Source organism: Actinoallomurus iriomotensis (genome assembly GCF_030269445.1).
Lineage (GTDB): Bacteria > Actinomycetota > Actinomycetes > Streptosporangiales > Streptosporangiaceae > Actinoallomurus > Actinoallomurus iriomotensis.
This window is the reverse complement of record NZ_BSTJ01000001.1, coordinates 1,798,264-1,818,608: the sequence shown is the minus strand read 5'-3', so window position 1 is coordinate 1,818,608 and position 20,345 is coordinate 1,798,264. Positions and strand designations below refer to the sequence as shown.

Genomic DNA, 20,345 nt, shown 5'->3' with positions numbered 1-20,345 from the left:
CCTCGCTGTCCTGTTCCGGGAGACCGCCCCGGCCCGCTGACCTGGTCTTACCCTGTCCTGACGCCGTCGTACAGCGGGTCTAGATCGCGCCGAGGTCGACGAGCACGTACCCGCCGTCCGTGATGGTGTAGTAGAGGCGGTTCGCCGGGTCGTCGGCCAGCCGGAAGACGAAGGAATTCTTGTCCTGCTGCTTGATTCCCAGATCACCGGCCTTGCCCGTTCGCAGGTCGTACACGGCGATGGAGTGCTTCGCGGGAAAGGTGATGACGAACCTGTCCAGCGACGGTGGATTGCGCGACGCGGATTCGAGGTCCGGGATCGCCTGGCGGCCGCTGCCGTCGCGGCGCTGCGCCTCGGAGACGAGGTGTGAGTCCCGGCCCACACACCAGGTGACGCCGCAGCTCCAGGCGGCGCCGTCGGTGAGCCGGGCCGTACGGGTCTCCCCGGTCACGACGTTCCGCACGTTCGCGAAGCCCGTGACGCCCGTGTTCGGGGGGAGGACGGCCGCAGGGGCGCCGACCCACGGCCACTGCAGGATGTAGGTCCCGCGCGTGCCCGGAACCTTCTCGGTGGCGCCTCCGGTGACGGGGGCGCGGAAGACGCCGCCGGTCTTTCCCACCGACCAGAGGACCTTTCCGCCGTCGATCGCCAGCGCGGTCGGCACGGGGGTGTCGGCCCGGCTGACGAGGCGAGCCGCGCCCCCGGCGAGCGGTGCCGCCCAGATCTCGGTGCCGTAGTCGCCGGCGAGGTACCACGCGACGTACCCGTCTCCGGTCGAGAACCCCGAGGCGAACAGCTTCGTCTTCGGCGGCGTGACGACCGTCGCGATCCGTCTCGTCGTGTGCTCACGCAGGTCGTAGGCGTACAGGGCGTCGGCCTTCTCGAAGCTGGAATCGGTGCTGACCAGCAGCGTGTGGGCGTCCAGGAAGGTCAGAGGCAGGAACTTGCGCCTGTTCGGCAGGGTGTCCGGCACCCGGTGGATCGCCTTGGGCCAGACCTTCTCCATCGGCGGCACGGCGGTCTCCTTCAGCCGGTGCAGTGCCGGGGACGCGGTGCCGTTGGCGGTGCCCGGCGCGTGCGTGCCGGTCAGCAGCGCACGGCCGGCGACCGTGGCGCCCCCCATGGCCACGACCACGGCCGCGGCGGCCAGCGCGACCCGTGGATACGCCCGGGGCCGGCGCACGGGGCGCGCGTCCAGGCCGATGCCCGGCGGGGCCTTCGGGGCGCGTTCGGCGGCCGTGGCGAGGGTCCGCCGCAGCGCCTGCTCCAGTTCGTCGGGCGTTCGCGGCGTCTGCCGCGCCAGACGCTGATGTGCAGCCGCGCCATCGTCGTGCGCACGTAGCCTTCCGGCTCGCGCTTGTTGTGCACCCCGTGCCAGGCGGCCCGTACGCGGACCAGCGTCCCCTGCAACAGGTCCGCGGCGTCGTGCGGGTCGCCGGTCAACACGTAGGCGTACCGCATGAGCGCGTCGGCACGCGCACCGACGAAGTCTTCGAAGCTCAGTGCTTCATTCAAGGCGCCCTCCTCGCTCCGGGGACGGGCGCGGTGCCGGAACTGTTGCACGTACGGGACACTGAACAGGTGGGTGAACGACTACTCGGGCCGGCGGACGTCCGCGCGCTCGCCGCTGACCTGGGCATCCGCCCGACCAAGACGCTCGGCCAGAACTTCGTGATCGACGCGAACACGGTGCGCCGCATCGTGCGCGACGCCGAGGTCGGCCTGGACGACGTGGTCCTGGAGGTGGGGCCCGGGCTCGGCTCGCTGACGCTGGCGCTGCTGCCCGCCGTTCGGCGGGTCGTCGCCGTCGAGGTGGACGAGACGCTGGCGGGGCGGCTGCCGCGGACGGTCGCCGAGTTCGCGCCGTCGCTCGCCGACCGGCTGACCGTGGTCCCGGGCGACGCGATGCGCGTGACCGAGCTGCCCGTCGCGCCGACCGCGCTGGTGGCGAACCTGCCGTACAACGTGGCCGTGCCCGTCGTGCTGCACCTGCTCGGGGCGTTCCCGACGCTGCGGCACGGGCTGGTCATGGTGCAGGCCGAGGTCGCCGACCGGCTCACCGCGTCGCCGGGCGGCAAGGTGTACGGGGTGCCGTCGGTCAAGATGGCCTGGTACGCCGGGACGCGCCGGGCGGGCAACGTCGGGCGGGCGGTGTTCTGGCCGGTACCGAACGTGGACTCGGGCCTGGTCGCCTTCACCCGGCGCGAGCCGCCGGCGGGTGTCCCGCGTGCGGACGTGTTCGCGGTGGTCGACGCGGCCTTCGCGCAGCGCCGCAAGACCCTGCGCGCGGCTCTGGCCGGGTGGGCGGGTTCGGCCGCCGAGGCGGAGCGGATCCTGCGCGCCGCGGACGTCGACCCGGGCGCGCGCGGCGAGTCGCTCGACGTCGCGGCCTTCACCCGGATCGCCGGGGAGCGCCGCGCATCGCCTAGCATTCGGTGATCGTGACCACTGTTCGCGTACCCGCCAAGGTCAACCTTCAGCTCGGTGTCGGTCCGGCCCGCGACGACGGCTACCACGATCTCGTCAACGTCTTCCACGCCGTGTCGCTGTTCGACGAGGTGACCGCCACGCCCGCCCCCACGTTGACGATCACGGTGGAGGGCCCGGCCGGCGTTCCCACGGGCCCGGACAACCTGGCCGCACGGGCCGCGCTGCTTCTCGCCTCGCACGCCGGCGTCGAACCCCGGGTCGCCCTGCACATCCGCAAGGACATCCCGGTGGCCGGCGGAATGGCCGGCGGCAGCGCCGACGCGGCGGCGGCCCTGGTGGCGTGCGACGCCCTGTGGGAGACGGGGCTGAGCCGGGAGACCCTCCTGGGGCTGGGCGCGCGGATCGGCAGCGATGTGCCGTTCGCCCTGCTCGGCGGCACGGCCGTGGGCCTGGGCCGGGGGGAGCGGCTGACCTCGCTCGAGGTGGCGGGGGAGTTCCACTGGGTGTTCGGGTACGCGGACGGCGGGCTGTCGACCCCGGCGGTGTACGCCGAGTGCGACCGGCTGCGGGAGGACGCTCCGGTCCCGTGGCCGGTGGTCTCCGACGATCTGATGGCCGCGCTGAAGACGGGCGACGCCGAGGCTCTCGGCCGGGCACTGAGCAACGACCTGCAGTCCGCGGCCCTGAGCCTGCGCCCGTCGCTGGCCGAGGCCCTGGCGGCGGGCTCCCGGCTGGGGGCGGTGGGAGCGCTGGTGTCGGGCTCCGGGCCGACGTGCGCGTTCCTGGCGTCCTCGGCCGCGCACGCGGAGGAACTGGCGACGTCCCTGTCCGGCACGGGCCACTTCGCCGCCGTCCGCCGGGCCCGTGGACCCGTACCGGGCGCCGCGCTCGTCTGACCCGCGACCTCTCACCGGCCGGATCCGGCCTTTCCGGCATGCGTGGGTTCATGCATGCGGGGGAGAAGACGCCGCGTACGACGCGAGGCGGGTCCGGAGGCCGCCTCGCCAGGGGAACGAGCGGGGACGGCGGATGGACGACAGCTGGCGGGACCGGGCGGTGACCTGGCCGATCAGGCGCCTCGCCTTAGTGATCGCGGTGGTCGCGGTGGTGCTCGGGGCACCGGCCTTCTGGCTGGTGGACCGGCACGTGCCGCCGAGCGCGCGGGTCGCCGAGATCCTGTTGTTCGCCGTGTTCTTCAGTGCCTGGATGAGCTTGATCGTCTTTCTGGCCCGGCGCCGCGAAAGGGCGGCCGTCGGCGAACTGCCGCCGGCGACCCGAGTCGAGGTCAACCGGGCTCTGCGGGTCGGCGACGCGCCCCGTGAGCCGGACCTCGATCAGGCGGCGATGGCCCTGATCGAGTGGCGGCGCGGCAAGCTCGCACGGTCGATGCGGACCGGTCCATGGATCTGGGGCCTGGTCCTGGTCCTCGTCGCGCTGTCCATGGTGATCGAACCCAACGTCTTTCACCTGGTCATGATCGTGTACTACGCCGTGCTGTCGATCGTGGTCATGGTGTCGGCACGCCGCCAGAGAACCCGCCTGGACCGTGCGGAGCGGGCGGTCCGCCTGCGCTCCGGCGCATGACCAGGGGCCGCCGTGTCGGCATCTGGTGGAGGCTGCGGCAGGCCCGAAGCGGTCTGGATCGGGACGAACCGTGCCGAACGGGCGACCCGGGCTCGCGGCCCCGCCTGCTGCACCCGGGGCCGTAACGGGCGCCGCGCTCATCTGATCCGGACAACCCGAAATCTCACTCTCCGTAGATGGAACATCACGTAGGAGTAAAGTTGCCTTGCCAGAGCCTGGACGCGGAAAGTCAAATTTTGTAAAGTCTCTAAGGCTTTTACGGGGATTTGAACGGGGGCTGCGGCGCCTGATGTGTTCCGCACATCAGGGGAGGGGGAGAACCATGCCGCCTGTGGATTCGGGACCGGTGCCGCTGGGGGTCTACCGTGACTGGCCGGGGCTCGACCCCTCGGAACGCGTCACGATGGACCGGCACCAGGTCAGGGTCATCGCGGATCGCTTAACGGCACATCTGGAAGACCTGCTGTCGGCGGACGAGCATCTCACCCCGGCGAGCCAGGCGGCGTACGGCGCCTGGGACGCCGCCCAGGCGTTCTACCCGAGCGCCAAGTCCGGCCACGACACGCTCGTCGACCAGCACAGCCGGTTTCTGCACGCCGTGCTGGACATGATCAAGAAGCTTCACGCCTCGGCCCACATCTACGACGCGACCGAGTCCGACCTGGAACGCCGAATCGCTGCCGTCGACAAGCGCCTGCACGCCGTGCCGACCACCGACCTGTTCCAGCACGACTCATCGGGTTCCCCGCCACCGACCGCGCCTCCGAACTCGCTGAACCCGGACGCGAGGGACTGAGATGGTCGACTCCTATGTCTCCCCGATGCGATCCACGGCGCCGGCGGGATCGCCGTCGCAGTACACCGACTTCAGGAGCATCGATGCCCTCCTGAAGTCCAGCGACCCGGAGGCGGTCGCTGCATCGGGCCGCGGGTACCAGAAGTTCGCCGAGGCATACGAGAAGATCGCCGGCGTCCTTCTGCATATGCGGACGGACCTGCACAACGCGTGGACCGGAAAGGACGCGGCGGCCGCCCAAGCACAGTTGCGTGAGGTATGGTCCGCGGCGGCAACGGTCCGCCAGACCGCCAAGACGTTCGGTGTGGCGATCGAACGCCACGGCTCGGAGCACCTGGCCTGGTACAAGTACAACAAGCCCGCGTCCAAGTCACTGCCGGAAGCCCAGAGCTGGATGACCGGCGCGAACGAACGTGTCACCCAGGCGTGGAACTCTCTGCCCCAGAACCTGTCCACCACCCTCCCGCCGGGCGCTGAGAAGTATCACTCCGACGGCTGGAACCCCGGGCACTCGGCGGCTGCGGGAACGTCCGTGGGATCACCCTCCTCTCACCCTGGTGCCGGCGATGGCTCATCCGCGTCACATGATCACCGGCCGGACGACGCTGCGGAGCCGAGTCAGATCGGAGACGGTGGTACCCAGCTCGCCGGCCTGGCTCCGACCGCTGTGCCTCCCACCGGAGCCGTTCCGGTCGACTTGGGCGGGCTGCCAATCGGAGGCGGTGCTGGAGTCGTGGGCCCCGGAGGCGTACCGGCGTCCCACTATGGACTGATCACCCCGAACGTCATCACCGGGGTGCCCGGTGATGTGGGTGGTGGACCCGGCCGGATGACGCCGGTCTTGTCCGATCAGGCTGCCGCCACGCAGGAGGCTCAGGCCGCCGAGACGAGCAATGTCTCGCGTGCGGGCATGACTGGGCTGCCGGCCGGCGCCGAGCGCCGAGACCGCGAACGTAAGCGACGGAGCTGGTTGTCCGAAGACGAGAAGATGTGGACCGGCAATGTGCATGTGGCACCTGAGCTGATCACCACTGACACGGAGGACGACCGCGAGCGTTTCGATGAACCTCTGCTGATCAACCTGTCGGACGACGATGACAAGGCGATCGATGATCTCTTCGAGGAGCTGAGCGGGGAGGTCTCGCTGGAGGACCCGCAAGAGGGGGTCACCGAACCTCGGGCGAAGCCGACAGGCCTCGAAGAGCAGGCCGCCGCAACGATCGATGATCCTGAGCCGCCGGGCCCGATCATCGGAGAAGCCGAGTGAGGCGACTGCTCGCAGGCGCCGCCGCGGTCATGCTCATGGTCATGGTGGGCCGCCCGGCGTCGGCGGCACTCCGCCCGCTCCCGGACGAATGGTGGTTCTCCGTCTGGGGCATCGAGAAATACGTCTGGCCACAGTCCAGGGGGGCGGGCGTTACCGTCGCGGTGCTCGACTCCGGGGTCAACGCGTCCCTGCCGGAGCTCGCCGGCGTTGTCCTCAAAGGAGCCGACACGACCGGAAGGAAAGGCGACGGGCGCCATGACTTCGATGACAAGGAGGGCGGGCACGGGACCGGTCTGTCAGCACTGATCGCCGGCCAAGGAGGCGGCAGCACCGGTTATGTCGGTGTTGCTCCTGACGCGAAGATCCTGCCGGTCCACGTCACAGCGGAATTCGGCGACTCGGCCGGCCTCTACGAGGCGATGGCGAGCGGGATACGCTTCGCCGTCGACCACAGGGCCGGAGTCATCAACATCTCGCAGGGCATCACGTCGGCCACGTTGCCCGAGCACTGCGACCCCGGTGTCCAGGATGCCATCGCCTACGCCGTCGCGCACGACGTGATCGTGGTGGCGAGCTCCGGCAATGAAGGGAACACGACCAACTGGCCCGAGCTCCCGGGCTCGTGTGCCGGTGTGGTCGCGGTCGGCGGAGTCGACAAGTCTCTGCGCCCCTGGCCTGGAACCCAGCGCCAGTCCTACCTCGCTGTCGCGGCGCCAGGTGTGGGTCCTGTCGTCGGAAAGACCGGCAGGTTCGCTCCGCACGTCACTGGAACGAGCCTCTCCGCGGCACTCGTGTCGGCGGCCATCGCCATCATCCGCTCTCGCAACCCGCGCATGCCGGCCCGCACCGTGGTGCAGCGGCTGATGGCGACTGCGTACCACCCGAAAGCGCCGGTCTGGAACGATAGGACAGGCTACGGGCCGATTCAGATCACCAGCGCGATGAACCCGCAGCGTTACCCGGTGCCGGCTGATGCTCCCAACCCGACGTACGCTCGTTTCGACGAATGGCAGGCCAACCGTTACGGCACGGTTCCTCGCAGAACTCCCGAGGCTGGGGTCCGGCGGAACGCCTCCAGCCGGAACACCGGCAGCGGCGCCGTGTCTCCGACCATGGCGGTGATCTCGATCGGTGGAGCGATAGCAGTTCTCACGGTCGTCTTTGTCATCGTGGTTCGCCGCCGGGCGCACGCCGGTTGAGACGGGATTTTTCATGAAGAAGATCGCTGAGATTCGCGAGCTGGAGCAGAAGCTCGCAACCAAGAGGATCACTGTCGAGTCCGACGACAAGTCGGTACGGGTCACCGTGGACGGCCACGGGACTCTGATCGACCTGCAGATACGTCACGACGCGATCTCGCGGCAGAACTCGGCGCGTCTGGAGAAGGACATCGTTCTGACCGTCGGGCGAGCCGACCTTCTCGGTGAGAAGCTGCGTCGGAGACTGGCGGAATCGTTTCTGGAGGCTGACGAGTAGCCATGTCGGAAGATCCGCTGAAGGACCAGATCATCACAGCGGTGAAGGCCGTCACCGGCCGCGTCGAGGCGATCGATGCCGTGATGAAGGAGATCGACGAGTTCGACGGGTCCCTGGGCGCCAGGGGGACGCGCTGTGAGATCGAGGCCGGGATGGGATTCGTGACCGTTGACGGAGACGGGCGGCTTGTCCGCGTTCGGCTCAATCCGGACAGCCTCGAAACCGGAGACGCGTTCAAGCTAGGTTCTCGCGTTCTGGAGGCCATCGCCGCCGCGCGCCGGCGTGCGCTCAGCGCCCGTGACGCGCATATCGACAAGCTGGCCCGGAAGATGTGGCAGTGATGTCAAGACATGAGGTGATGTGAATGGCGAAGGACGATGAGGTCTACTACGCCGCCGAGGAGATCCGCAACCAAGCCGTGCACCTGAACGTCGCTTCACAGAACTGGCAGAAGGCGTGGCAGAACATCAGGGCGGCCGAACTCCCGCCTGACGCGTTCGGGAACCTGGGGCGCGAGGCGGGCTACCCCACCCAGTTCAATTCTTACGCCGAACAGGTCGTCCAGAAGCTCTGGCGTGGATCGCAGTCACTGTCCTCGGGCGTCAACGGCCTCCACCTGGTGGCCAACTCGTATGAAGAGAACGACTACCGCGTCACGGAAACCGTCAAGTCGGTACGGCCCGATATCGGTATCTGACGAAGCACGGGTGAATGGGACTCTGGGATGCCAGATGTAAGGTTCAAGAATTATGGGCTGCCGGACGAGGTGGCCTATCCGCGCCAGGCCGAGTCGATCGTCATGCGCGGCATCGACGCCGTCGGGGGCCATCGCAGGGCCGAGGCGAGCGTGCAGAGAATACGGAACATGGCCGGCCGGCCCGATGCCGTTCTGCACACCTATGACGTTTGGTCCGACGCGGCGAACAACCTGGTCGGCGGATCGGCGAGCGTGCTCACGAAGACGCTGAGCAATCTCGGAGGCTGGTGGCAGGGGCCTGCCTACGACGCGTTCTCCGGATATCTGACGGGGGACAACGGTCCCGTCCAGGCGAGCAAGAGCAACGCCGACCACATGGTCGCCGTGTGCAAGCAATTGCTCCAGGCGTACGGCGAGATCATCGACGTGTACAACCAGTCCGTGCAGAAGATGGCCGACGTCGCTGTCACCATGAGCAAGTACGCACCCTGGAAGATCCAGAACATGCTCAGGACGACGGAGGCCGCATCAAATCTGCTCTCGGACTTCGCGTCGACGATCGCCAAATGGGAGATCGATCACCGCAACGCCCTGCGTGCCTACATTACAAACAGCAAGCAGACGATGACCGAGATCCAAGCGATCATTGAGCCGAACGACTTTCCCTCCAGCGCTCTGATCGCCAAGAAGTGGCACTACCGGAAGGACTAGCGCTCCTGTGCAGTGGCGAACGATGACGGCCGCGCGGGTCGTCCCCATGGCGGTGTGTGCTGTCCTGTCCGTTGCCGGTTGTTCGGCGGAGAAACATCATCCGGCCTTTTCGGATGCCGGCCGGTTCACCGAAACGCCAGACTCCTGTGCGTTGATGCCGCCGTCGCTGGTCAAGCGGCTCATCGGTGCGGCGGTGGCGGGCGAGCGCGTCGATGACAAAGCGGTCACGGAGGAGCAGGAGTGCTCGTGGATGAAGGTCGCCGACGCCGACCACCCTGATGCGCAATTCGGCCAGGTCACCGTTTTCGTCCAGCGCGGTACCGAGAACTCGGTGGACAACGCCGTCCAGGCCATCATCAAGGGCCACGACAAAGAACTGACCCAGACCGGCTGCACGCCCGCACGCGGTATCACGGTCGATCAGTCCTGCGTCTTTCCGGACACGGGGATTCCGCTGGTCGCCTTCCGCACGAGCAACCTGTTCGTCCGGGTGACGTGCAGCGTCCGCAATCCGAACATGTGCTCGGGCGGCCAACGCCAGGCCACGGCCGAACTGCTGGCCAAGACCGTGCTGCAGAAGCTTTGAGGCCATGGGGCTGAGCGACTTGTCCACAGGCGCGCATCGGCGTTGCCAGGGGGCTGCTGCGGGCGGATAGCCTTGCTGGCGTTGTGAATCTCATCAATGTCGAAGGTCTGGGCAAGGCGTACGGGCCGGTTCCGCTGCTCCACGAGGTGTCCCTCGGGGTGTCGGCGGGTGACCGGGTCGGCATCGTCGGCCGTAACGGTGGTGGCAAGTCCACGCTGATGTCCCTGCTGGCCGGGCGCACCGAGCCGGACGCCGGGCGCGTCACGCGAGCGCGGGACGCGCGGATCGGCTACCTCACGCAGCGGGACGCGTTTCCCGACGGCGCGACGGTGCGTTCCGTCGTGTTCGGCGATCGGGCGGAGCACGACTGGGCGGGTGACGCGCGGGCCCGTGACATCCTCGCCGGCCTGCTGGGCGACGTGCCGCTCGACGCTCCCGTGGCGGGCATGTCCGGCGGCGAACGGCGGCGGGTCGCGCTCGCCGCGCTGCTGGTCCCCGAGACCGACCTTCTCATGCTGGACGAGCCGACCAACCACCTCGACATCGAGGCGATCGCCTGGCTCGCCGGCCATCTGAAGGACCGCACGCTCATCGTCGTCACGCACGACCGCTGGTTCCTCGACGAGGTGACCGACCGCACGTGGGAGGTGGCCGACGGGCAGGTCCACCGCTACGAGGGCGGCTACTCCGCGTACGTGCTGGCCAAGGCCGAGCGGGCCCGGATCGCCGCCTCCGCCGAGGAGAAACGGCAGAACCTCCTGCGCAAGGAGCTGGCCTGGCTCCGGCGCGGCCCCCAGGCGCGTACGTCCAAGCCCAAGTTCCGGGTCGACGCCGCGAACGCCCTCATCGCCGACGAGCCGCCGGCGCGTGACAGCGTGGAGCTCGTACGGTTCGCCACGGCGCGGCTCGGCAAGACCGTGTACGACGTGGAGGACGCGACGGTCCAGATCGGCGACCGCACGCTCTTCGAGCACCTGACCTGGCAGCTCGGCCCCGGCGACCGCATCGGGCTCGTCGGCGTGAACGGCAGCGGCAAGACCACGCTGCTCCGCCTGCTCGACGGCTCCGTACGCCCGCGGGCGGGCCGGGTGGTGACCGGCAAGACCGTACGCCTGGCGCACCTGTCGCAGGAGCTGGGCGAGCTCGATCCCTCTCGCCGGGTGCTGGAGACGGTCGAGGAGATCAAGCGGCGCCTCACGGTCGGCAAGAAGGAGTTCTCCGCCGGTCAGATGCTCGAACGCTTCGGCTTCCGCGGCGACGCCCAGTGGACGCCGGTCGGCGATCTGTCGGGCGGCGAGCGCCGGCGCCTGCAACTGCTCCGCCTGCTCATGGGCGAGCCGAACGTCCTGCTGCTCGACGAGCCCACCAACGACCTCGACATCGAGACCCTGACCGAGCTGGAGGACCTGCTCGACGGATGGCCCGGTTCGCTGGTCCTCGTCAGCCATGACCGGTATTTCCTCGAGCGGGTCAGCGACCGTGTCGTCGCCCTCCTCGGCGACGGCGGGCTGAAGATGCTGCCCGGCGGCGTGGACGAGTACCTCGACCGGCGTCGTCGCGGCGCGGCGCCGCCGCAGGCCGCGCGCCCGGCCGAGCCGCCGAAGCCGACCGAGTCCAAGAACGCCTGGCAGACGAAGAAGGACCTCGACCGGCTCGAACGGCGCATCTCCCGGCTGGGCGAACGCGAGGCCGAACTGCACGACCTGATGGCCCAGCACGCCACCGACCACGAAAAACTCCTCGCCCTCGACGCGGAGCTGCGCACCGTGAGCACCGAACGCGAGGAGCTGGAGGAGCAGTGGCTCGAACTCGCGGAGAACGCCTGAGCCAGAGCCTGCGACCTGCCGCCCGGACCGCTCACTGACGGACGGGGACCTGGCGGCAGGAGGTCGTCCACAGGCGTGCGCTCGGTCTATCTCATCCGTCTTCCTCACGCCATGATGTCGTCGTGACCATCTGGCTGGAGAAGTTCACCGCGCAGGGCGACGGGCCACGGCTCGCCGTCAAGGACGCCATCGACGTCGCCGGATCGCCGACGACTTTGGCATGCCCGGTCATCAGCGAGCGAGCCGAGCCCGCGGAGCACGACGCCCCCGTCGTCGCGGCCGCTCGCCGGCAGGGGGCCCGGATCGTCGGCAAGACGAACCTCACCGAGCTCTGCCGCGCCGCCGACGGCGTCAACCCCTGGACCGGCACGCCGGAGAATCCCCTCGACGCCGACCGGGTGCCCGGCGGCTCGTCCAGCGGCTCCGCGGTCGCGGTGGCGCTGGGCGAGGCCGACGTCGCGCTCGGCACGGACACGGGCGGGTCGGTCCGGGTGCCGGCCGCCTGCTGCGGTGTCACCGGGCTCAAGACCACGCACGGCCGGGTCCCGGTCGACGGAGTCTTCCCGCTCGCCCAGACGCTGGACACGGTCGGCCCGCTCGGGCCCGACGTCGCCGCGCTCACGCTCGGCATGACGCTGATGGAGCCCGGTTTCGCTCCGGGTCCGTTCGACGCCGGCGCGATGATCGGGCGGCTGCGTCCGGTGGGCACACCGGTCGCGCCCGAGGTCGACGCCGCCGTCGACGCCGCGCTGCACGCCGCCGGGCTCATCTTCGCCGACGAGCCGGTCGACTGCTGGTCCGCCGCCCTCGACGCCGGAAACCGGCTGATCCTCGGCGAGGGCTTCCGCGCCCACCGGAGCCTCCTCGCCTACCCCGACCGGATGAGCGAGCGGATCCGACGCCGCATCGAACGCGGCGAGCGCATCACCGACGGCATGTTCGACGAGGCGTACGCCGCGCGGGAGACGCTGCGCGAGGTCCTCGGCAAGCTCTTCGAACGCTATCCGCTGCTCGCCCTGCCCACGATCACCCAGCCGCCCCCTCGCATCGGCGCCGAACGCGACGTCGACCTGACCGCCCTCACCCTGCCCTTCAACCTGTCCGGCGACCCGGCCCTGGCCCTGCCGATCCCGGTCGAGGGCAGTGCGCTGCCCGGCTCCCTGCAACTCGTGGCCCCGGCGAACGAAGAGGGACGCCTGCTGGCCGCCGGCGCCCTCATCGAGTCCGCCCTGCGATGATCCGCGCCGCGTAGGGAGACGCGAGCCGGGAACGTTAGGGAGACGCCGCACTGAGTGAGGTGGTGTCGCGCTGATGCGTACCGTCCGGACGTTCGGCCATGGAACAGCGTCGAAGGAGGAGATCACCGGGCTACTGCGGGGCGCCGGCGTGGAACTGGTGGTCGACGTCCGTACGGCGCCGGGCAGCCGCCGCAACCCGCACGTCGCCCGGACGTCACTGGAGTCCTGGCTGCCCGAGAGCGGCATCGGGTACCGCTGGGACAAGCGCCTCGGCGGATTCCGGCGGCCTCCGCCCGACTCGCCGGACGTCTTCTGGCGGGAGGAGATGTTCCGCGGTTACGCGGCGCACATGCGCACGCCGGAGTTCACCACCGCGATCGACGCGTTGCTCGCCTTCGCGGGCGAACAGACGGTGATGTGCAGCGAATCCGTCTGGTGGCGCTGCCACCGTCGGATGATCGCCGACTTCCTCGTCCTGACCCGCGGCGTCCGAGTCGAACACCTGATGCACGACGGCCGCCTCACTCACCACGAACCACCCCCCGGCGCCCGACTCCGCGACGACGGCCTGATCGTCTACGACGGAGGCCAGGAGACCCTGCTGTGACGCGCGGCGCGGACCGCTACCGTCCGAAGACGACGAGGCGCCCGCCGGAACGGAGCGGACGGCGACCCTCACCGGCCGATCTCAAGGCCCGCCACAAGAGCAGGGCGGGACTGCGCTACCGGGTGTCGCGCAGGAACGAGGAACGTGTCAGGCCGATGACGCGTAGCGGGCGGTCCAGGGCCGACTCCGGCGCGGCGAGTTCCCGGTCGATGGCCTCCGCGACCGTACGGCCGGCCACCTCACCGGCCGCCCCACACCGTAGGAGCGCCGCCGCGGCCGCCGCCCGTACCTCGCGATGCCCCGACTCGGCGAGCAGCCGGGAGAACACCGCCGGCGGTGAGCCGACACGCGCCTCGGCGACGCGTGCGGCGGCGACCACGAGGCCGGCCAGGGCCTCGACCTCGGTCTCCTCCTCGATCCGCGCCACCAGCTCCGACAGAGGGTCGGTGCCGTCATCGGGCCGCGCCTCCGGCACCTCCGACAGCAACAGCGCCGACGCCGCCCGGACGGCCGGGTCGTCGGCGTCCATCAGCACGTACAGCGCCGGCACGCAGTTCTCCAGGGCCGAACGGGTGTGCCCGGCCCAGCGACGGGCCTCCTCGTCCGCGGAGGCCGGTTCGGAGGCGGCCCGCACGATCTCTCCGGCCAGGTCCAGCAACGGCAGGCGGACGAGACTGTCCTCCTCACCGACCATCATGAGCAGGCACGGAAGGGCGACGACCGTCGCCGAGAAGACCCTGGCGCCCTCGTACAGCATCGCCCGCAGGTCGGCGAGCATGCCCTCGGCGGCCGCGGCGTCGTCCGAGTCCACGATCGTCAGGAGCAGGTCGGGAACGGCGCCGGCCGGGCCGGTCACGCATTCGAGCTGGTCCCAGTCGAACCGGTGGACGGCCGCGGTGAGGTCCCGCCGCGGCCACAGGCGATCGACGTCGAGGCGCACTATGGCGCTGCCGGTCGGACCGCCGACGGTGATGGTGCCCTCCGGGTCCAGACGCAGCGCCTCGATACCGGTCCCCAGCTCCAGGATCGTGTTGAGGCCCGAACCGATGTCCCACAGCCGTACGGTGCCGGTGCTCCAGGCCGCGGCGAGCGTCGGCCCGGTCTCCAGGCACTCGGTGCCGACGCCGACCACCTTTCCGTCGTGGCGGGCGATCTCGGTCGGGCCCCAGTCGCCGTCGAGTAGCCAGAGGTCGACCAGTCCGTCCGAGTCGCCGCTCACCACGGTGACGCCGAGGTGCTCGAACCGACGGCCGGCCACCGCGGTCACCGGCGCGTCGTGCGCCGAACGGTGAAGCGGCACCGGCTCCGGCACGGCGCCGTCGCTCGCGGCTTCCGCGTCCGCGGCGGCCTCCGGACGGGAGACCGGCCACAGGTGCACGCCGCCGGCCTGGTCGCCGGCGACCACCCCCGTACCGGGCTCCTCGGCCCAGACCGTGACGCCGTCCGGCCGGCCGGTGCCGAGGATCTCGGCGGGCGGCACGGTCTCCTCTCCCGGCGGGTACGGCGCGTCGGAGACGCTCTCGACGGTCCACCGCCCGTCGGCGTCGGCGTCGCCCGCCTTGAGCGAGAGCGGCGGCGGGCCGGGCTCGGGCCGGTCGGCCTCCGGCGACTCGATCTCCTCGCTCCAGTCCACGCCGAGGGTCCGGGCGACCTCCTCCAGGGCGGTACGGCTCCGGGCGTGCACGACGAGCCCGAAGTCGGCGTAGCCCCCTCCGTCCAGGTAGACGATCGCGTCGGGCGCGCCGTAGGCGATCGTCCGGCTGCCCAGCTCACGCCAGGGCGGCAGGCCCATGGCGGGAAAGTTCTCGCGGACCCGTTCTTCGACGTCGGGCCCCGCTTCGTAGAGGCGTACGGTCCAGCCGAAGTGTCCGGGCAGCCGCATCAGGGCCAGCTGCAGGAAGAACTCCGAGATCGACCCGGACTGCACCACCCAGCCGTCCTCGGTGCTGACGACGACCCTCGGGTCGGCCTGGGCGGCCTCGGCGGCGAGGTAGCCCCACTCGTTGCAGTACTGGTACTCCGCCTTGAACACGCAGACCCGGTGGTCGGCGGCCGGCCCGACGAACGGGTTGTCCGGCGGCAGCCCGTCCGAGGCGCCGTAGCCCGTCGGGTCGGGCCGTACGGTCGGCGGCCACTCCGGGTTGGTCCAGTACAGCCGCGGCCGGTAGGTGAAGGAGTTGAACGGCAGGTCCCACCACTCGTCCAGGGCCGCCGGGATCGGGAGGGCCAGGTCGACGCCGGCGAGCGCGTCCTCCTCCTCGCCGGTCGTCTCCTCCTTGAGGCGGCGGACGTACGCCCGGTGCTCGTCCTCCGACCAGCGCGGCCAGCGAGGCTCTCCGCCGGGTGGCTCGTACCCCCACTCCTCCTGGAAGGCGCGGAGCAGCTCCCAGCGCGGACCGGTGTCCGCCAGATGGGCGGCGAACTCCTCGGAGGACATGCGGTCGCGGTCCTCCCACCGGGGCATGACCTGCCGCAGGCGCTCGGCGAACCGTCCGTAATCGATCACCTCTGACACAGAGGTCAGCGTAGGACACCACAGGTCGCACCCGCTGTGTCCCGGAGACCCCTAGTTCGCGGGGTCGGCGTCGAAGGGGGCGAGGAGCGAACGCAGCAGGCCGGCGAGTGTGCGGCGTTCGTCGGCGGTGAGGGAGCCGAGCAGGTCGCGTTCGCGGTCGATGAGGTCGGCGAAGGCGGCGTCGACGCGGGTGCGGCCGGCGTCCGTCAGGCGTACGAGCACACCGCGTTTGTCCTGCGGGTCGGGATTGCGGCTGACCAGCCCGGCGCTCTCCAGCCGGTCGATCCGGTTGGTCATCGTGCCGGAGGTGACGAGCGTGGCGCGCAGGAGACGGCCGGGACTCAGCTCGTACGGTGGGCCGGCGCGGCGCAGCGCGGTCAGCACGTCGAACTCCCAGGACTCCATGTCATGCGCGGCGAACACGGCCCGGCGCGCACGGTCGAGGTGCCGAGCGAGCCGCGACACACGGCTGAGGACGTGCAGGGGCTCGGTGTCGAGGTCTGGCCGCTCCGTGCGCCAGGCCGCGACCAGGCGATCGACCTCGTCCTCCATGGTCGATCACCTTACCTGTCTTGACATCGAGATATCTAGCCAGCATGCTTTATCTCGATGTCAAGAGATATTTGGAACCCGCACCAGTATCGGGCGTACTCCTCTCACCGCGCCCGCCCCTTCTACGAGCTGCTCGCCCGGGTGGACGTCGAGGAGCCGGCGTACGTGGTGGACCTGGGCTGCGGCCCCGGCGAGCGCACGGCCGACCTGGCCGTCCGATGGCCGAACGCCGTCATCGAGGGCATCGACAGCTCCGAACAGATGATCGCCGAGGCCCGGCGCCTGCCACTCGATCACTCGCCTTCCGGCAGCGGATCGTTGGCGTTCTCGGTCGGGGACATCGACGCCTGGGCGCCGTCGCGGCCCGTGGACGTGATCTTCTCCAACGCGGCCTTTCAGTGGGTGCCCGGGCACCAGGACCTGCTGGCGCGGTGGGTCGGGGCGCTGGCTCCCGGTGGGCGGCTGGCGTTCAGCATGCCCGGGAACTTCGACCAGGACAGCCATCGCATCCTGCGGGAGCTGTGCGAGTCGCCTCGCTGGCGGGACCGGCTGGCCGGCGTCAACCGGCACGACGTCGTCAGTACGCCCGCGGAGTACTTCCGTCTGCTAAGCGACCTCGGTTGTGAGGTGGACGCGTGGGAGACGACCTACATCCAGGTGCTGCACGGGAACGATCCGGTGCTCGAGTGGATGAAGGGCACGGCGCTGCGACCGGCGTTCGACGTGTTGAAGCGGGAGGACGAACGCGAGGAGTTCGTCGCGGAGCTGTCGGCTCGCCTCCGTGAGGCGTACCCGCCCGGTCCGCACGGCACGATCTTCCCCTTCCGCCGGATCTTCGTTGTCGCGTCCGCGCCGCCGGCACACGAGGAGTCAGGCGGGCAGAGGAAGCCGGCGTGATGACCCCGGCCGGCTCTCAGTGCATGCGGCTTGCCGTGTCGCCCGTGCGTGAGGGGCCATGCGGAAAGGGAGGGTCGGTGCGATGACCTTGCTCGGGATCCACCACGTGCAGCTCGCCGCGCCGCCCGGCTGCGAGCCGGGCATGCGGGAGTTCTACGCCGGTGTGCTCGGGCTCACCGAACTGCCCAAGCCGCCCGTCCTGGCCGCCCGGGGCGGGGTGTGGTTCGGCGGGCCCGGCATCGAGATCCACATCGGCGTCGAGGAGGACTTCCGGCCGGCGCGCAAGGCGCATCCCGGCATCCTCGTGCGGGATCTCGACGACATGGCGGGCCGGCTCCGGGCGGCAGGCCATGAGGTGCGGCCCGACGACCTGCTGCCCGGCTTTCGGCGCTTCTACGTCGACGACCCGGCCGGCAACCGGCTGGAGCTACTCCAGCCGCTCACCGGGCCGCGCGGCGAGCATCTCCCAGTCGGCCAGCACGTCGAGGAGAAGGCCGAGCACGCGACGTAACTCCTCGACGTGGTCGGCCTTGTGGCCGGCGTGCTCGAAGCAGCCGCCCCCGAGGCCCGAAAGCGCGTCCTCGAGGCCCTCGGTGAACCGCCTCGCGCGGGAGTCCGCCGTGTTGTCGTGGGCCCGGCGGGCCCGCCGCGCGTCGACGGAACGGTCCGTCTCCGTCCGGCCGGCGCGCCGCCGCCCGAAGCCGGGATCGCCGTGCCACATGTGCCGTCCTCTCCCTGGAATTCATGCCTCGCACGATAGGGGGAGGGTGTGACAGTACGGCTACGCTGAGTCAGGCGGTGCCCGGCTCGGGGCTGGTCCGCCGGGCGGCGCGGGCCGACTCCTTGGCCTCCTTCGCCGCTTCTTTCGCCGCCTCCTTGGCCTTCGCCTTCAGATCCTTCTGGCGGGCCTTGTGGTCGGTGGTCAGGTACGGCTTGGGCTCCAGCCCGGACAGGCCGTTCCACGCCAGGTTGACCAGGTGGGCGGCGACCTCCTCGCGCTTGGGCTTGCGCACGTCCAGCCAGTACGTCCCGGTCATGGCGACCATGCCGATGAGGGCCTGGGCGTACAGGGGCGCGGCCTTCGGGTCGTAGCCCTTGTCCTTGAACTCGTCGCCGAGAATGTGCTCGACCTGGTTCGCGATGTCGCTCAGCAGGCTGGCGAACGTGCCCGTCGCCGATGCCGCGTGCGAGTCGCGGACGAGGATGCGGAAGCCCTGGCTGCTGTCCTCGATGTACTCCAGCAGGGCCAACGCCGCGCGCTCGATCTTCTGCCGGGGATGTCCTCCGACGAGGGACTTGGTGACCATGTCGAGGAGGTTCGCCATCTCGCGGTCCACCACGACCGCGTACAGGCCCTCCTTGCCGCCGAAGTGCTCGTACACGACGGGTTTGGAGACCCCGGCCACGGTGGCGATCTCTTCGATGGAGGTGCCGTCGAAGCCGCGTTCGGCGAAGAGGGTCCGGCCTATGTCGAGCAGTTGCTCCCGTCTCTCTTTGCCCGTCATGCGCTTGCGACGGGATTTGGGGGGTTCGCTCACATCATCAATTGTGACGGTCACGCTTTCTCCTGGCCGGGCGGCTCGGGAACGCGGAACCGCCGGCGGTGCCGTACGTGTGGGGGGATCGACCGGATGAGCCCTGCTCACGGGATGCCGGAGCACCTTGCGCGTGCGCCGGGCGGCCGCAACCGGCCGCCCGCCGCAGAGTCGGGCCGGTCAGCTACGATATCCGCTTCGCGGCGAGCCGCTCCGGGGTCGGCCACCGCACGTCCCAGGCCCAGCCGAGCTTCTCGAAGAGCCAGATCGTACGGGCGCTGCTGTCGAGCTGGCCGGGGAGCACCCCGTGCCGGGCGCAGGTCGGGTCGGCGTGGTGGAGGTTGTGCCACGACTCGCCGAACGACGGGATCGCCAGCCACCACACGTTGCGGGACTTGTCACGCGCCTCGAACTCCTCCTCGCCCATGGCGTGGCAGATGGAGTTGATGGACCAGGTGACGTGGTGCAGAAGGCTGACCCGTACGAGCGCGCCCCAGAAGAAGCCGGTCAGGGCGCCCCACCAGGACATGGTCAGCAGGCCGCCGAGCGCGGCGGGCAGCAACAGCGAGATGGCCACCAGGCCGGGGAAGAAGCGGCTGATCCGCCGCATGTCCTTGTCGGCCACCAGGTCGGGGCAGAACTTCTGCGGCGACGTACGGCGGCTGTCGAACAGCCAGCCCATGTGCGCCCAGACCAGACCCTTGGTGAGGGCGCGCCAGTCGTTACCGAAGCGCCAGGGCGAGTGCGGGTCGTTCTCCTGGTCGGAGTACTTGTGGTGGCGCCGGTGCACGGCCACCCAGTCGATCACGCTCATCTCGATGGACAGGCCACCGGCGATGGCCATGGCGATGCGCAGCGGACGCTTCGCCTTGAACGAGCCGTGCGTGAAGTGCCGGTGGTATCCGACGGTGACTCCGAGACCGGAGACGCCGTACATCACGAACATGATCGCCAGGTCGGTCCAGCCGAGCCCCCAGCCCCACGCGAACGGCACGGCCGCCACCACGGCGAGAAGCGGGACCGCGATGAAAACGCCCATCAGGACCTTCTCAAACGTGCCCTTGGGGTCGGGTTCGATTTCGGGTCTGGCCTGCGGCCTAGCGGTGGCGGACGGTGCTCCTGCCGGGGCTATGGTCATGCGGTTTCCTCCTGCCAGCTGAGAACTTACGGCTACGCAACCGTAACCTACGGCGGCGTAGGTTATGCAAGATGCCCCGTAGAATTCGACCAAACCTGTCGCGTTGGTCACACAGCGGTTACCGAGTGGCAAGACCGGCTTTATCGGACATGACGCCGTCTTTATCCGTCCTGCGTGGGGCGATGGACCGGTATCGTGGACGATCGACCGGGGGCCTCGGACGACTGGAGAGCCTCGTGCGGTCCGGCGTGGTGTAATCGGCAACACGGAGGGTTTTGGTCCCTTTGTTCCTGGTTCGAGTCCAGGCGCCGGAGCTGACGGTGACGTCCGTCGAATCCCCTATGGCACTTTGGGCCAGGTGGGAACGCCACCCCCGACCTGCATCCCGGTCATCACCCCAGCGGTATTCTTCGGGTGTCGGGCAGGGGACGGCCGGGCTGATCGCCGCTGCCGTCCGAAGGTCGCCTGACCCCGTAGAACGCCTCTGACG

Annotated in this window: 23 protein-coding genes and 1 tRNA gene; 17 read left to right on the top strand and 7 right to left on the bottom strand. The window is 69.9% G+C overall.

Going from position 1 to position 20,345, the window contains the following annotated elements; all coding sequences use genetic code 11:
- Window positions 1–79: 79 nt before the first annotated feature.
- Both QSK37_RS08665 and QSK37_RS08660 read right to left on the bottom strand, forming a co-directional pair.
- Entirely contained in the window at window positions 80–1,123 is a 1,044-nt protein-coding gene (locus QSK37_RS08665; RefSeq protein ID WP_285618791.1) for a hypothetical protein, read from the bottom strand.
- The gene (locus QSK37_RS08660) at window positions 1,087–1,515 is read right to left on the bottom strand and encodes a sigma factor (RefSeq protein WP_285618790.1); all 429 of its coding nucleotides are present in this window, start codon (window positions 1,513–1,515) and stop codon (window positions 1,087–1,089) included. Before QSK37_RS08660 ends, QSK37_RS08665 begins: the two co-directional genes overlap by 37 nt.
- Window positions 1,516–1,581: 66 nt before the next feature.
- Between QSK37_RS08660 and rsmA the strand changes: the two genes are divergently transcribed.
- From rsmA to QSK37_RS08590, 14 genes are all read left to right on the top strand, one after another.
- On the top strand, window positions 1,582–2,439 hold the full coding sequence (gene rsmA / locus QSK37_RS08655; protein ID WP_285618789.1) for a 16S rRNA (adenine(1518)-N(6)/adenine(1519)-N(6))-dimethyltransferase RsmA: 858 nt from the start codon (window positions 1,582–1,584) through the stop codon (window positions 2,437–2,439).
- A 2-nt stretch (window positions 2,440–2,441) separates the two neighbouring features.
- Complete coding sequence (locus QSK37_RS08650) at window positions 2,442–3,326, top strand: 4-(cytidine 5'-diphospho)-2-C-methyl-D-erythritol kinase (RefSeq protein WP_432705534.1); 885 nt, start codon at window positions 2,442–2,444, stop codon at window positions 3,324–3,326.
- A 133-nt stretch (window positions 3,327–3,459) separates the two neighbouring features.
- Window positions 3,460–4,014: a hypothetical protein gene (locus QSK37_RS08645; RefSeq protein ID WP_285618787.1), complete on the top strand. Its 555-nt coding sequence runs from the start codon at window positions 3,460–3,462 to the stop codon at window positions 4,012–4,014.
- A 322-nt stretch (window positions 4,015–4,336) separates the two neighbouring features.
- Window positions 4,337–4,810, top strand: a complete 474-nt coding sequence (locus QSK37_RS08640; RefSeq protein ID WP_285618786.1) for a hypothetical protein — start codon at window positions 4,337–4,339, stop codon at window positions 4,808–4,810.
- A gap of 1 nt (window position 4,811) precedes the next feature.
- Window positions 4,812–6,077, top strand: coding sequence for a hypothetical protein (locus QSK37_RS08635; protein ID WP_285618785.1), 1,266 nt, complete (start codon window positions 4,812–4,814; stop codon window positions 6,075–6,077).
- Window positions 6,074–7,276, top strand: coding sequence for a S8 family serine peptidase (locus tag QSK37_RS08630; protein WP_285618783.1), 1,203 nt, complete (start codon window positions 6,074–6,076; stop codon window positions 7,274–7,276). Before QSK37_RS08635 ends, QSK37_RS08630 begins: the two co-directional genes overlap by 4 nt.
- A 13-nt stretch (window positions 7,277–7,289) precedes the next feature.
- Entirely contained in the window at window positions 7,290–7,553 is a 264-nt protein-coding gene (locus QSK37_RS08625; protein ID WP_285618782.1) for a YbaB/EbfC family nucleoid-associated protein, read from the top strand.
- Between the two features lie 2 nt (window positions 7,554–7,555).
- Window positions 7,556–7,894 (top strand): YbaB/EbfC family nucleoid-associated protein, encoded by a 339-nt coding sequence (locus QSK37_RS08620; protein ID WP_285618780.1) that lies wholly within the window; start codon window positions 7,556–7,558, stop codon window positions 7,892–7,894.
- A 23-nt stretch (window positions 7,895–7,917) separates the two neighbouring features.
- Window positions 7,918–8,250, top strand: coding sequence for a hypothetical protein (locus QSK37_RS08615; protein ID WP_285618779.1), 333 nt, complete (start codon window positions 7,918–7,920; stop codon window positions 8,248–8,250).
- Window positions 8,251–8,277: 27 nt separating this feature from the next.
- On the top strand, window positions 8,278–8,961 hold the full coding sequence (locus tag QSK37_RS08610) for a hypothetical protein (protein WP_285618778.1): 684 nt from the start codon (window positions 8,278–8,280) through the stop codon (window positions 8,959–8,961).
- Between the two features lie 22 nt (window positions 8,962–8,983).
- The gene (locus QSK37_RS08605) at window positions 8,984–9,547 is read left to right on the top strand and encodes a hypothetical protein (RefSeq protein WP_285618777.1); all 564 of its coding nucleotides are present in this window, start codon (window positions 8,984–8,986) and stop codon (window positions 9,545–9,547) included.
- A gap of 83 nt (window positions 9,548–9,630) precedes the next feature.
- Window positions 9,631–11,373 carry an ABC-F family ATP-binding cassette domain-containing protein gene (locus QSK37_RS08600; RefSeq protein WP_285618776.1) on the top strand — a complete coding sequence of 581 codons (1,743 nt, stop codon included), beginning with the start codon at window positions 9,631–9,633 and terminating at the stop codon, window positions 11,371–11,373.
- A gap of 122 nt (window positions 11,374–11,495) precedes the next feature.
- Window positions 11,496–12,611, top strand: coding sequence for an amidase (locus QSK37_RS08595; protein WP_285618774.1), 1,116 nt, complete (start codon window positions 11,496–11,498; stop codon window positions 12,609–12,611).
- 73 nt (window positions 12,612–12,684) lie between these two features.
- On the top strand, window positions 12,685–13,218 hold the full coding sequence (locus tag QSK37_RS08590) for a DUF488 domain-containing protein (protein WP_285618772.1): 534 nt from the start codon (window positions 12,685–12,687) through the stop codon (window positions 13,216–13,218).
- A 115-nt stretch (window positions 13,219–13,333) separates the two neighbouring features.
- On the opposite strand, the gene QSK37_RS08585 is transcribed toward QSK37_RS08590, so the two are convergent.
- Both QSK37_RS08585 and QSK37_RS08580 read right to left on the bottom strand, forming a co-directional pair.
- The gene (locus tag QSK37_RS08585; RefSeq protein ID WP_285618770.1) at window positions 13,334–15,733 is read right to left on the bottom strand and encodes a WD40 repeat domain-containing protein; all 2,400 of its coding nucleotides are present in this window, start codon (window positions 15,731–15,733) and stop codon (window positions 13,334–13,336) included.
- A gap of 51 nt (window positions 15,734–15,784) precedes the next feature.
- On the bottom strand, window positions 15,785–16,285 hold the full coding sequence (locus QSK37_RS08580) for a MarR family winged helix-turn-helix transcriptional regulator (RefSeq protein ID WP_285571257.1): 501 nt from the start codon (window positions 16,283–16,285) through the stop codon (window positions 15,785–15,787).
- A gap of 57 nt (window positions 16,286–16,342) precedes the next feature.
- On the opposite strand from QSK37_RS08580, the gene QSK37_RS08575 reads away from it, so the two are divergent.
- Window positions 16,343–17,182 (top strand): trans-aconitate 2-methyltransferase, encoded by an 840-nt coding sequence (locus QSK37_RS08575; RefSeq protein ID WP_285618769.1) that lies wholly within the window; start codon window positions 16,343–16,345, stop codon window positions 17,180–17,182.
- Between the two features lie 82 nt (window positions 17,183–17,264).
- Window positions 17,265–17,693 (top strand): VOC family protein, encoded by a 429-nt coding sequence (locus QSK37_RS08570; protein ID WP_285618767.1) that lies wholly within the window; start codon window positions 17,265–17,267, stop codon window positions 17,691–17,693.
- Here the strand turns inward: QSK37_RS08570 and QSK37_RS08565 are convergent.
- From QSK37_RS08565 to QSK37_RS08555, 3 genes are all read right to left on the bottom strand, one after another.
- Window positions 17,610–17,903: a hypothetical protein gene (locus tag QSK37_RS08565; RefSeq protein WP_285618765.1), complete on the bottom strand. Its 294-nt coding sequence runs from the start codon at window positions 17,901–17,903 to the stop codon at window positions 17,610–17,612. The genes QSK37_RS08570 and QSK37_RS08565 overlap by 84 nt on opposite strands.
- 70 nt (window positions 17,904–17,973) lie before the next feature.
- A complete protein-coding gene (locus QSK37_RS08560) occupies window positions 17,974–18,720 on the bottom strand; it encodes a TetR/AcrR family transcriptional regulator (RefSeq protein WP_285618764.1) in 747 nt (248 codons plus the stop codon).
- A gap of 181 nt (window positions 18,721–18,901) precedes the next feature.
- Window positions 18,902–19,855, bottom strand: a complete 954-nt coding sequence (locus tag QSK37_RS08555) for an acyl-CoA desaturase (RefSeq protein ID WP_285618762.1) — start codon at window positions 19,853–19,855, stop codon at window positions 18,902–18,904.
- 242 nt (window positions 19,856–20,097) lie between these two features.
- Between QSK37_RS08555 and QSK37_RS08550 the strand changes: the two genes are divergently transcribed.
- Window positions 20,098–20,169, top strand: a tRNA-Gln gene (locus QSK37_RS08550).
- The last annotated feature ends 176 nt before the right edge of the window (window positions 20,170–20,345 follow it).